At 34.4% G+C, this 13729-nt stretch carries 7 protein-coding genes; 3 read left to right on the top strand and 4 right to left on the bottom strand.

Annotated elements, in window-relative coordinates:
• Positions 1-86 precede the first annotated feature (86 nt).
• The 4 genes from MWU65_RS04865 to MWU65_RS04850 all read right to left on the bottom strand — a co-directional run bounded on the left by MWU65_RS04865 (position 87) and on the right by MWU65_RS04850 (position 5819).
• Positions 87-1487, bottom strand: coding sequence for an aminopeptidase P family protein (locus tag MWU65_RS04865; protein ID WP_247076055.1), 1401 nt, complete (start codon positions 1485-1487; stop codon positions 87-89).
• Between the two features lie 35 nt (positions 1488-1522).
• Positions 1523-3763, bottom strand: a complete 2241-nt coding sequence (locus MWU65_RS04860) for a S9 family peptidase (protein ID WP_247076054.1) — start codon at positions 3761-3763, stop codon at positions 1523-1525.
• A 249-nt stretch (positions 3764-4012) separates the two neighbouring features.
• Entirely contained in the window at positions 4013-4876 is an 864-nt protein-coding gene (locus MWU65_RS04855) for an AraC family transcriptional regulator (RefSeq protein ID WP_247076053.1), read from the bottom strand.
• 73 nt (positions 4877-4949) lie between these two features.
• A complete protein-coding gene (locus tag MWU65_RS04850) occupies positions 4950-5819 on the bottom strand; it encodes an AraC family transcriptional regulator (protein WP_247076052.1) in 870 nt (289 codons plus the stop codon).
• 181 nt (positions 5820-6000) lie between these two features.
• Between MWU65_RS04850 and MWU65_RS04845 the strand changes: the two genes are divergently transcribed.
• From MWU65_RS04845 to MWU65_RS04835, 3 genes are all read left to right on the top strand, one after another.
• Positions 6001-7587, top strand: coding sequence for an L-serine ammonia-lyase, iron-sulfur-dependent, subunit alpha (locus tag MWU65_RS04845; RefSeq protein ID WP_247076051.1), 1587 nt, complete (start codon positions 6001-6003; stop codon positions 7585-7587).
• 128 nt (positions 7588-7715) lie between these two features.
• Positions 7716-10241, top strand: coding sequence for a M60 family peptidase N-terminal accessory domain-containing protein (locus tag MWU65_RS04840; protein WP_247076050.1), 2526 nt, complete (start codon positions 7716-7718; stop codon positions 10239-10241).
• Positions 10242-10457: 216 nt separating this feature from the next.
• Positions 10458-13697 (top strand): SusC/RagA family TonB-linked outer membrane protein, encoded by a 3240-nt coding sequence (locus tag MWU65_RS04835; protein ID WP_247076049.1) that lies wholly within the window; start codon positions 10458-10460, stop codon positions 13695-13697.
• Positions 13698-13729: the final 32 nt, after the last annotated feature.

Genomic DNA, 13729 nt, shown 5'->3' with positions numbered 1-13729 from the left:
GAATCTTAAACCAAAAAAACCATACACTTTCGTATATGGTTTTACTGCTTGTTAAAAGTAGTTAGACTAGATTGGTATTAAAGAATTTACATTCTTTTTTTAGTTTTTCTAAAGGCTTCAATTTCATCTGAAGTTGATGGTAATCTATTTCCTAAAAGTCGACTCCCTTCTGGCGTAATTAAAAAATCATCTTCAATACGGATACCACCAAAGTCTAAGTATGCTTCTAGGTTATCGTATTCAACAAAATCCATATACAAATTCTGACTTTTTCTTAGCGTTATCAATTCGGGAATGATATAAATTCCAGGCTCAATAGTGACCACCATTCCTGCTTCAAGTTTTCTACCCATTCGCAACGACTTAAATCCAAATTCTTTACTCTGAATAAAATCATCTGAATAACCTACATATTGCTCTCCTAAATTCTCCATATCATGAACATCCATACCCATCATATGTCCTAAACCACATTGAAAGAATAAAGTGTGTGCTCCATTTTCTACGGCTTTAACGGGATCTCCTTTCATTAAACCTACCGAAATTAAACCTTCAACAATGGCAACAGAAGCAGCTACATGAATATTGTAAAATAATTCTCCAGGTTTTAATTTAGAAACTGCAGTGCTATACGAGGAATACACAATATCGTAAATCTCTTTTTGCTTTGTAGTAAACTTTTCATCCACCGGAAAAGTACGGGTTAGATCACCAACATAATTTGAACTTATTTCGGCACCACAGTCGCACAATACCATATCGCCGCTTTTTAGTTTATTACCACGGTAGTGATTGTGTAAAATATGACCATTGATTGTCATAATAACCGGAAATGAAGTACCACTTCCTTCTGCCAGTGCAATATTAGTAACAGCTCCATATAAATCAGCTTCAATTAAGCCTTCCTTAGCCATCTCCATAGCTTTATAGTGCATATTCACTGTTACATTTACCGCCTTTTCTATTTCTTGTACTTCATATTCAGATTTTATAGAACGCAGGGCTACAACTGCTTTTACCAAAGCAACCGAGAAATTTTCTTTAACATTAGCTACTGGAATATCCAAAGTTGAGGACAAAAGAAGTGTTTGCTCTGGGCGGTACGGCGGAATAAAATGTATCTTCCTACCTTCTTGAATTGCCTTTTGAAAATAACTTTGTAAACCTGACAATTCAACAACTTCAGAAACACCTACCTCCGCTGCCTCGTCTTCTAACAATGGCAATGGCCCTGTAAAAACGATATCATCAATAGATACATCATCTCCAAAAATTATTTCTTTATCGGCATCAATATCAATAACACCTAATAAATCTGGATGATTTAATCCAAAAAAGTATGCAAATGTACTATCCTGACGAAAGGGGTACCAATTGTCCTTAAAGTTAATACTACTTTCTTCATTACCTATAAAAAGAACAACACCGTCACCAACAATCTCCTTTAAATTTTGCCTTCTTTTTATAAACTCATCTCTTAACTGCATATTACAAATTATGGATTTACTTAATTATTCAATTCTTATTTTCCACCTGCTGGCAGATTATTTTTCCAAAAAACCTCCATTGTTTCTCTCAAATGATACGAGGTGTTTTCTCTTTCATATATAGAGTGTGCCCGCATTGGATAAGACATCATATTAAAAATTTTATTGTGTTTAATTAACCTATTAATTAGCATCTCATAACTTTGATAGTGTACGTTATCATCTGCAGTACCGTGCATTATCATTAGATTACCTTCTAGGTTTTGAGCATAATTTATGGGAGATCCTTCAAAATAGCCTTTCGCATTTTCTGTAATTAATCCCATATACCTTTCTTGATAGGTTGCATCATACAATTTTTGATCAGAAACAAAAGACACCGCTAATCCCGATTTATAAATTTCCGGATATTTAAACATACAATTAAGCGTCATTTGTCCGCCACCACTCCATCCCCAAATACCAACTCTATCAGCATCTAGAAAATCATAAGTACTTAATATTTTTGTCGCTATTTTACTTTGATCTTTGGCTGCTAAAATACCTATTTGACCGTAAATAGACTGACGCCAATCTCTTCCACGAGGTGTTTTTGTACCTCGGTTATCTACACTCATAACAATATACCCCTCTTGCGCCATATATTGGTGCCAAAGATCACCACCACTCCAGTTATCTTGTACTGTAGAACCTGCAGGTTCTCCATACACATAAAAAAGTAGGGGATATTTTTTAGAAGCATCAAAATTAATTGGTTTAATCATAAAGGCATCAAAAACTTCTTCGCCTATATCTACTTTTACAAACTCTTTTGGATTTAATCCCAAGGCATCAAACTTTGCTTTTAATTCTTTGTTCTCTTCTAAAACTCTTTTTTCTTTATGATTAGGAAGACTTACTAAAGAAAACTTTGGTGGGGTAATAGCATTTTGAAATGTTTGTATTCCCCATTTAGCATTATCCGAAATCTGATAGGAATTTTGACCAGAATTAGAAGCCGGTGTTATTTTTTCTGCTTTCCCCTTACCATCTATACGACTTCTGTACAAATACCGTTGCGTAAAATTATCTGGGGAAGCAATATAATAGACATACCCTCCTTTTGGGTCTATACAATTTATATTTACCACATCAAACTCCCCTTTTGTAATAGGTTCTACTGTTTTACCATCCCTTGACACTTTATACAAGTGCAACCAACCATCTCTCTCGCTAGACCATGTGAAATATTTTTCATTGTCTAACCAACGAATATCATCATGTACATCTAAAAAACCTTCATTTTTCTCTACCAAAATGGTAGTAAGATCCATAGTTTCTGTATCTCCAATCCAAACCTTATTTGTATTTTGCTTGCGGTTTAATTGCTGAATCATTACTTCTTTAGAGTTAGGAATAAAATCCATACGAGCCAAATAATTGTTCGCTGGATCTCCAGGAATATCGAACCATTTTGTAGCTCCACCTGCTATTGCCGCTACTCCAACTTTAACTGAAGAAAGCTCCGTCCCTACCTTAGGATACGGCATTGGAATTGGCTTAGAATAAATAGAATCCACATTGTTTATCATGTAAAAAGTACCTACATTCTTTGTATCCGATTGCCAATAAGCGATATGAGTTCCATCAGGACTCCATCTAAACCCATCTCTACAACTTAATTCTTCTTCATACACCCAATCAAAAGTACCGTTTATGATAGTATCACCACCATCTGTGGTTAACGGACTAATATTGTGTTGCATTAAATCTTCTACATAAATATTCAGTTCACTTACATAGGCTATTTTTGAAGCATCTGGTGAAAACTTAGCAAACATTAATGTTGCTTCTGGTAAATTTTTTCCCAACTGCACCAAATTATTAGTCTCTAAATTCAATACCCAATAATCTCCACGCGTATGGTACCGCCATACTTTTCTTGTATTTGTAAATAAAAGAAGTTTCTTATTATTGGCAGACCATTCGTAATCAGAAATTGAAATTGGTTCCTTTTCTCCTTTTGGAATCAGCTGAGTAGCAGACACAACAACAGATCTTTTTCCTGAAGCTGCATCATACTTTACAATATCTTTTCCTCCTACACCTTTATTGTTTTCTAGAGTTGAATAGCCTTTACTGTCTTTCATCCAACGTACAGGTCCAAAGCCTTTTTGACCATAAACATTGTTTTTATAAATGTCTTCCAATACCAAAGGTGTTGTATTTTGTGCTTCGCCATACAAGGCAAAAAACAAAACAAAAAGCATCGTAGTAAAAAATCCTTTCTTAATCATTCTTTATTAAATTAATTATTAATTGCATTTTGGCAGCTGTATAATAGGTAACTATATGATTTTCAATTGAGAAAAAAGCACCACTAAAACTACATTTACCAAGAGCAATACTATTAATAAAAGACCATTCCTTTGTCACACATTTTAGCTAATCTTTATACTATTATGCTAAGATATTTCTAAAAAAATAGTAAATAGAAGGATTAGAGTACAAAATTGAAAAAATAAAGTACCTTTTTACTGCTTGGGTTATTTATTTAAAACAATGGTGCGGTATTCAGAAGGAGACATACCCATTACCCTTTTAAAATGTTTGTGAAAGTTTGACAAACTGTTATATCCACTACTGTAACAAGAATCTTCCACACTTATATTCTGATCATATAATAATGTACAAGCATTGCCTATTCTAATTTCTATAAGATATTGTGAAAAGGTCTTTTTACTCTTTGCTTTAAAAAAACGACAAAAAGCAGTTGGTGACATATTTGCTTTTTCGGCCACTTGTTCCAAGCTAATTTTTTTATGATGATTTACTTTGACATACTTATATACGTTGGAAATCTTAGAGTTAACATCATAGTCCATTCTTTTTGGAAAAGCCTTCGAGGACAAAAATTTTGTCCCTTCATCTCTAGAAACAAGGTGCAATATTTTTAAAAACAACAACAACCTTTTAATGCCTTTAGCTTCTGTAATATCACTCAAATACACACCTAATTGTTTGGAACAACTTTTTGACACTTTAACACCAAAATCTATCTGTTCCAATAACTTTTTAATACGGTATGCTTCATTTACATTCTTAAGAGAATTCTCAATCTTATCTTGATCACATAATAATGAAACTGTTTTAAGACTTGAAGCCTCATGATCCTTTTTTGTTTTTTCTGAATTAAGTAAAACGTTAGGCGAATTTATCCCAAAAAGAAAAACATCTCCTTTTTTAAATTTTACGACCCTATCTAAAACTACAAGAGACCCTTTTCCTGATACAATTAATGTTACTTTAAATTGTTTGTGTGGTTGTGTATGAGAACTTTCTATAGTGTCATTTTCTATACAAAACGAAGAACTTTGACTAAACGTTGGCGCATATTTTAAATGATTCATACTTTAAGTTTTTTTAATTCACAAGGGTACTAAACATTTTAGAAACTAATCTCTCTTACAAAAAACACCTTAATTAACACGCATAATCTAGTACATACTGCGTTGGCGTCATTCCTTTAATCTTTTTAAAGTGCCTATGATAATTAGATATATTGGTAAACCCAGAATCATAACAACTTTCAGTGGCATTATGAGCTCCTTCTCTTAACAACTTACAAGCTTTTTCAATTCGTACTTCCAATAAAAAACTTGAAAAAGTCTGTTGTGTTCTCAATTTAAAAAAACGACAAAAAGCACTTGGGGTCATTTTAAATTTGTGAGCCATATCTACTAGGGTAATTTTAGTATGGCAATTATTCTTCACAAAATTGAAAACCTCTTTAATTCTATGTATATCACGAATATCAAATACTTGATCCGAAATACTCTCTGAGTTTAAAAACTTAATTTTTGTACTTAGTGAGACATCATTCAGAATATTTAATAATTCTAAAACTTTATCAAAATCATTCATTTTAAACAAGGTTTCCATCCTATCGTTTAAATTAAATGATTGATCAAGAGGCAATCTTAAACCAACAGATGCCTTATCTAACAAGCGCTCTAACCTTATAACCTCATCATTATCCTCAAGATTAAGAATGGACCGAAATGAATCTAAATTAAAAAAAACACTGATAGTTCGAGCCCTTGATGATTTACTTTTTAAACTAGTATTCTTAAATACGTGAGGCAAATTTTTTCCAAATAAATATGCGTCACCAGAATTAAATTTATAGGTAGATGAACCAACGACTAAATCTCCCTCACCCTCAATAATATATGTTAATTGGCATTCTTCGTGAAAGTGTACTGCTTCATAAAAACAATCATCATTCCATTCCAAAGCACGTACACAACTATTATTATGAAAGGGAACTTTAAAGCCAATTGGTGTCGTCATAATTTCAAGTGTTAAAAGTTTTTAAACTTAAATTAAAAAGTCTAAATTACAAAAAAATTGTAATTTTACGCATGATTTTAAATCAAATTTAAATTTTAACACATAGTGATGTGACTTTTTAATTTATTTAATTTCAAGTATATATTTATATTTAACTGATAATCAAAATAATACACATACTATGAAATTATATCCAAGTATTTTTAATGATGTAATTGGCCCTGTTATGAGAGGACCCTCTAGTTCTCATTGTGCAGCTGCATTAAGAATTGGAAGAATATGTAGAAACTTAATGAATGACAACATTGACGATGTATATATTGAATTTGATCCAAATGGCTCCTTAGCAACTACTCATTCTGGACAAGGATCAGATATGGGTTTGTTTGGAGGATTACTAGGCTGGAATGCAGATGACGAGCGTCTCAAAGATTATGAGCTTTATATTAAGGAAGCTGGTATCCATATAAAAATAGACATACACCCCATTGGCGCTACGCATCCCAATACTTATAAAATCACATTAAAAAACCATAAGGAATCCCACCAAGTCATAGGAATATCTACCGGAGGTGGAATGATCGAAATTATTGAAATAGACGGAGCATCAGTTTCCATGATGGGTGATTTTTACACTACACTTCTTTACACAAATACTCCTGAAGAAATAGAAAAAGTCATAACCGATTTAAATCTCGGAGATGCCACCATACACAAGGGGTTATCTTCGTATATACTTGTAAATTCTGACAGTACAGCGCAAAAAAAATTAATACATAAGTGTCAGGAAATTAATTCTATAAATGACATTAAAGTAATTGCACCAGTACTCCCTATTAAATCTAGAAAGGAGGTCACAGTACCTTTTATCACGGTTGAAGAGTTATTAAAATACAACGAAAATAAAAATCTAAATCTATGGGAATTAGCTGTTGAATATGAAAGTATTAGAGGAAACATCTCACCTATCGAAGTTTTTGAAAAGATGGGAGAGATCGTTGACGTCATGCAAAACTCTATAAATCTTGGATTAAAAGGAACAAATTATAAAGACAGGATTTTAGGAAGCCAATCAGTATCTTTTAAAAAGAATATGGACAAAAAAACACTTGTCCCTGGGGATGTCTTAAACAATGCAATACTATACACTTCTTCTATGATGGAGGTTAAAAGTTCAATGGGTGTAATTGTAGCCGCACCTACCGCTGGATCATGTGGTGCTATTCCTGGAACTCTAATAGGAACTGCTACCACCCTAGATTTACCCAGAAAACAAATAATTGAAGCTATGCTTGCGGCAGGACTAATTGGAGTTTTTATAACGGCCCACGCAACATTTTCTGCCGAAGTTGGCGGTTGTATGGGAGAATGCGGATCGGCTTCTGGTATGGCAGCAGCAGGTGTGGTAGTGTTGAAAAACGGAACTTTAAATCAATCTTTAGCAGCGGCATCTATGGCTTTACAAAGTTCTCTTGGCCTTATTTGTGATACAGTAGCAGACCGAGTAGAAGCTCCTTGCCTTAACAGAAATGTTATGGCCGCATCTACAGCTATTTCCTCTGCCAATATGGCCTTATCTGATTACGATCAGGTTATACCGCTTGATGAAGTTATTGAAACAATGAAAAAAGTTGGTGACGCCATTCCACATACCCTTAGATGTACAGGCCTTGGGGGCTTAGCGATTACCAAAACAGCCAAGGAAATAGAAGCGCGCTTAAACCAAAATAAAAGTAACACAAATACCGTATCCTTTAAAAATTGCTAATCAATTTTTAAAATTGAAACAAGTCAAACACAGTCGTATATATAAAGGTATTAGAACTGTAGCCCAGAGCAACTAGACCAAGGCTTTCTTTAATACAACCGTAAACTATTAATATAACTATCTAAATAATGCAAAAAAATCTATCATACAAAAATCTTCTGTTATTGCTTTTGTTGGCCATACCAACCTCCCAAATTTTTGCCCACAACCTGTCTTTTACATCTAGAAATGACACCGCATTGACATTTGAGAAATTGGATTTCGTTAGCAGTGAAAAAATTAACCTTAGCGTTGCTATAGAAAATCCTAAATCCTTAGCTGAATTAAAAAAGCTTAAAAAACATCTCTTAGGCAAATCTAAATTAACAGCAACCAAATTAACAACAGTAAGCAATACCATCACAACGGATAGCTTATTTTTTAAAGACAATTACAAAGTCATAAAGCTAGCATTAGATGTAATTGCATTATATGAGAACAATCACGGAGGACTATTCACGAAAGGCACTCCATCAGAAGGTGGATATGCACGGTTAGCACCGGGTTTTGAACTAGAGAATGTAATCCTTGTCATTATGCAATCTGTTCTGGATTACGCTTACACCACTGCAAACCTAACAACCAATCCTAAACTATTTAAAAATAGATTGTTTAAAACATCTTCCTATTTCCCTGGCGCCGTAGAACAACCAGCAGATCCCAAGCAAACTTACACCATTAAAATAAATGGAACCCATGTAAGAAAACCAGGAACACCAGCCAATTACGAAACAGAAGATGCCAGGCGGCCAACAGGCTGTTATTTAGCACCTGGAAGTATTGCTAAAGTAACCGTTCCTCCTTCATTAGTCGGTATAGGCGCAACAATATTAGTAGGCGCACATACTTGGGATTTAACCAAGAAAAATGACATTAAAAGAATAGATCGGGTTACCACTAAATATGAGATAAACAAAACAACAACTACAATTGCCAATCCATTAGGAGGAGGTGTTTATATCAATATCCCATTTCAAAATGATTTCGGCATCCTTAACATTTCCTTAGAAAATGTTGTGCGCTCTCCTTATTATGCTAGAACTGTAGCCAACCATACAAGTACAAGCCAATGGAAAAATGTAGAAAGACTACGTAAGGCCCCATGGACAGATATTGAAACGGATAAAGTAATGATGCAAGTACCAACGTCATGGATATATGCTTTTGATGATATTGAAACAACTATGGATGATTGGGATATGTCTATGGATGCTATTTCAACACTTTTAGGCAGACCACTTCTTAGATCAAAGACTGTAATATACATGCAGGTAGATGTTATAAAAAGAGGAAAAGCAAATTTCCCAGGTTACCCACAATCAAACGTATCATACGATCCCTACATTGATTATAAAGGATACCATAGTAGCTATTTAACAGATGGACCAAGAAATGAAAGAGGATATCTAACCAATGTATTGTTCCATGAACAGGGCCATGCCGAAAAAATCTACAAATTTAAAGGTGAAATTGAATCGATGATTAATTTCCTTTGGGTAGCTGTGCACAACAAAAAATTTGGCGTAGAATTGAACAAGGCTTTTGAAGAGTCCTTTAATGGGTATGGCATATCACACTCCATTGAAGAAGCCGCCATTAGCTGGATGATAACTGAAAATTTTAGATCTGGTAATCCTATGAGTTCTCAAACAGGGCAATACCGACAGGAGTTTTCATACCAACCAAGGGGACATGCAAAATATGCTGATTTAGTACGACTTTTTAATTGGGAGGCTATTGAGCAATTTTATGCAAACACAAGTAAAATGTATGACAAGGGAGAAATAGATTATTCTAACCCCAACCGTGTAAACGACATTCCTACGGATGACAGAATATTAAGAATGTCTCAAGCAGCTGGTTACGATTTACGACCACTGCTCCATTTTTGGGGTATTCACCCAATTGATTTCAATGGCTTAGAAAAAGAAATTCAAAAAAACAACTTAAGTCAATCTACCGCAATTTATGATCAATTGTCCTACTACAAAACCATCGTTCCAATGAATAATGAAGCCTTTAGATCTTTTGGATTAGTAGATTTTAGCGAGGCTGAAATAAAAAAAGCTACTTATCATGATAACATATCACAAAGCTACTATAAGGGTTTCCTTAAAAAGTGGTGGGATAAGTATCATAAATCAGAAGCAGGTGCTACAGTACATCAATTACAAGATATCATAGACATGTACTTCCCTACTGGTAGACCAGAAGGAAAAAATGAAACCTGTCTTGAAATTACACCGGTTTCTGTACAAGCAAGTTCGGCTTTAAACCCAGAAAACACCTTAGACAACAACCCGGATACCCAATGGGCTGCTAAAGGAAATGGAGAATACCTTATTTATGATTTAGGAGCTATTTACGAGCTTTGCGATTTGGAGATAAAATTTACAAATAGACGAACAAGATTGAATTATTTTGACATTCAAGTTTCTAGAGAGAACAAAACTTATATGGAGGTAAAACAAGGTTTATCAAGTAGTAAAACAACAGCCTCTTTTGACACCTATTCCGTTTCGAGAAAAGCACGCTATATTAAAATTATTTGTCGTGGTAACGAAACCGATGATTGGAACAGTATTAGCGATATAAAGTTCTTTATCAAACAATAAAAAATCTCGAATAACCTTGAAGGTAGTCTTTTGTACTGTAATTTACAATGCATTATAAAAGACTACTTTATCTTAAAAAGCTATACAGAATAATCAAAAAAACACATTTACTTCAATAACTTGTTAATATAGTATAGTATAATGTTAATATAGTCGCTCTTATGCTACCCAAATTAATATAAATTTAACTAATTATTAAACTTATATTAATAACATATGAAAAACACTCTAAAAAAACATTTAGTAAAACAGCTATTTCTTTTGGGAATATCACTGTTTTTCTCTGGGACATTATTAGCCCAAAGCACTACCGTTTCTGGTACAATTACAGATGAGGAAGGCATTCCAATGTTGGGTGTCACTGTAATTACCAAAAATTCAGGACAAGGAACTACAACCGATATGGACGGCAAGTATAGTATCACTGCTAATTCAAGTGATATGCTAATATATCGTTATGTAGGTTATCTAGAGCAAGTTGTTTCCGTTAATTCAAAAACAACAATCAATATAAGTATGCAACCTGACGTAGAATCCCTAAAGGAAGTTGTTGTAACCGCTCTTGGTATAACTAGAGAGAAAAAAGCCTTAGGCTATGCGGTACAAGATTTATCTGGTGACGACATTAAAAACACGTCTGAAACTAATGTCATTAATGCCTTGGCAGGAAAATCGGCAGGAGTCCTTGTAAATAGTTCAAATGGTAATGTTGGGGCATCGTCAAGGATTACAATTAGAGGAAATCAGTCTTTAACTGGAGACAATCAACCTTTGTTTGTAGTAGATGGTATTCCTATTGACAATACTATTGTTTCTAGTACTAGAGGTGGGTATGATTTTACGGATATGGGAAGTGGGGCTGCCGACATAAACCCATCTGATATCGCTGAAGTAACTATATTAAAAGGAGGAAATGCCGCAGCTCTATATGGATCAAGGGGAGCAAATGGAGTAGTACTTATTACCACAAAATCAGGTAAGGGAAAAGGGTTTTCTGTTTCCATTGAAAACTCATTAACCTTAAGCAATCCACTCTTACTTCCCGACTATCAAAATGAATATGGTCAAGGAGGTGGTTTACAATACTGGTACGAAGATGGTTTAAATGGAGGTAAAAATGATGGTGTAGACGAAAGTTTTGGACCACGCCTAGACTATAGGGTTCAAGCAGATGATATTACCCCTGGGGGTAAATTATATTGGGCCGTAGAGGCTGGATTTCCTCAAACTGTAGGTGAAATTTTATCACTCCCACAATTTAATTCACCTCTTGACCCAGTTACTGGCGAAAGAATTCCAACACCATGGGTTTCAAACCCAAACAACATAAAGAACTTTTATGAAACTGGCATAACACGTGTTACCAACGCTGCGTTAAGCAATAGTGGTAGTTGGGGAAACATTCGTTTATCCATTACTAATTCTGACCAAACAGGAATGGTGCCAAACACCAACCAAGTAAAGAATACAATTAATTTTTCAGGAAGCACTAAACTAACAGACAAACTTTCTTTTGACACCAAAGCTTCTTATATCAATTCAAATGGTAATCTTAACGGATCTGGCTACACCTTTAACAATATTGGAATGCAAACGATATGGACAGCCAGACAGGTAGACTGGGAGTACTTAAAAAATAATATAGAGAATCCTGATGGAACTATGATTAGCTGGATTGACAGATGGCACAATAACCCATACTGGACCCAGTATAAAAATCTAAATCCACAAACTAAAAATAGAATGATTGGTTCTACTTCTTTGAAGTACCAATTTAATGACTGGTTGAGCTTAACTACTAGAGCTGGTATTGATTATTCAAATGAACAAGTAGAATTAATACGTGCTTATTACAGCAACAATGATCCAGAAGGTAGATACAGTGTAAGTAATTACTTCCGCCAAGAAATAAATTCAGATTTCCTTCTTTCTGCCAACAAAAACATATCAGATGATATTTCGTTTTCCGCAAACGTTGGTGGTAGCATTATGAATAACAAGTTTAGACTGCAAGATTCATATGTAGACAAACTAGTTGTACCAAACGTTTACTCTTTATCCAATGCAAAAGAAACTCCAACGACTACTTTTTATCAAAGAGAAAAAGAAATCCAAAGTATGTATGCCGCATTTTCATTTGGATATAAAAATCAACTTTACCTTGATTTAACAGGGCGTAACGACTGGTCTACAACCTTACCAGCTGCTAACAATTCCTATTTCTACCCATCTGCTACAACCAGTTGGATCTTTTCTGAAACTTTTAATTTAGATAGAAATGTAGTTAGTTTTGGTAAATTACGTTTAAGTATAGCCCAAGTTGGTAATGATACTGACCCGTATAGATTAAACTCAATCTACAATGCATCATCACCTTATGGGAATAACCCTTCATTTAGCCTAAGCTCTGTAATGCCGCCAGCTGACTTAGTTAATGAACTAGTAACATCTAAGGAACTTGGTTTTGATGTAAAGTTTTTTAATAACAGGCTTGGATTAGATCTTACCTTATACAATTCGGTGGCTAAAAATCAAATATTAAGCGCTCCAATTTCTCCGACATCAGGCTATACCTCACAAACCATTAATGCAGGACAAGTAGACAATAAAGGTGCTGAAGTAATTTTAAATGGAACACCAATCCTTACTGATAAATTCTCTTGGGATGTTACGGTAAACTGGAGTACAAACACCAGTAAAATAGTTGCGCTCAATGGAGACGTGGAAAGATTAGAGTTATTTAAAGCGGAAGGCAATCAAATAATTGTAGTTGCAGACGTAGGAGGCTCCTATGGTGATATGTGGGGCAAAGGTTTTGTTTACCACGAAAATGGAAAACCAATTGTAGATGCAAATGGCGTTCCCTTAACAAGTGATCTAAAAAAACTAGGAAGCCTTATGCCTGATTGGGTAGGCGGCATTAACAACTCCCTTACATTTGGAAACGTTAACTTTAGTTTCTTAATTGATGCTAAAATAGGAGGAAATATTTACTCAAGAACCAATCAGGACGGATGGGCAACAGGTGCACTTACCAGTACGATTGGCCAAAATGCTAATGGGGTTTCAGTAAGGGACCCACTAGATGCTGGAGGTGGGTATTTATTTGAAGGTGTTTTTGAAGACGGAACGCCAAATGATGTCTATAAAAATTTAGATGATTTTAGATGGAACTCATTTGCAAGAGCAGAAAGATGGTTATACGATGCTTCATATGTTAAACTACGTCAAATGACTTTGAGTTATTCAATGCCAAAATCATTTGCAAACAAACTTAAACTAAAGAATATCGATTTATCAATATTCGCAAGAAACATAGCCATATTATATAAGAAAAGTGAAAACTTTGATCCCGAAGTATCAAACAAAGATGCCAGTTTATCTTCACAAGGTTCAGAATTTGCCTCTAACCCATCAGCTAGAAATATTGGGGCACGAGTAAAAATTACTTTTTAGTATTTCAAGGTATGATTCATTATAATTTTAAA

Source organism: Cellulophaga sp. F20128, assembly GCF_023015805.1.
Taxonomy (GTDB): Bacteria; Bacteroidota; Bacteroidia; order Flavobacteriales; family Flavobacteriaceae; genus Cellulophaga.
This window is presented reverse-complemented; position numbering and strand designations above follow the sequence as displayed.

Coding starts and splice junctions, on each gene's coding strand:
- MWU65_RS04865 (WP_247076055.1), bottom strand. CDS start 1,487: ATGCAGTTAAGAGATGAGTTTATAAAAAGAAGGCAAAATTTAAAGGAG.
- MWU65_RS04860 (WP_247076054.1), bottom strand. CDS start 3,763: ATGATTAAGAAAGGATTTTTTACTACGATGCTTTTTGTTTTGTTTTTT.
- MWU65_RS04855 (WP_247076053.1), bottom strand. CDS start 4,876: ATGAATCATTTAAAATATGCGCCAACGTTTAGTCAAAGTTCTTCGTTT.
- MWU65_RS04850 (WP_247076052.1), bottom strand. CDS start 5,819: ATGACGACACCAATTGGCTTTAAAGTTCCCTTTCATAATAATAGTTGT.
- MWU65_RS04845 (WP_247076051.1), top strand. CDS start 6,001: ATGAAATTATATCCAAGTATTTTTAATGATGTAATTGGCCCTGTTATG.
- MWU65_RS04840 (WP_247076050.1), top strand. CDS start 7,716: ATGCAAAAAAATCTATCATACAAAAATCTTCTGTTATTGCTTTTGTTG.
- MWU65_RS04835 (WP_247076049.1), top strand. CDS start 10,458: ATGAAAAACACTCTAAAAAAACATTTAGTAAAACAGCTATTTCTTTTG.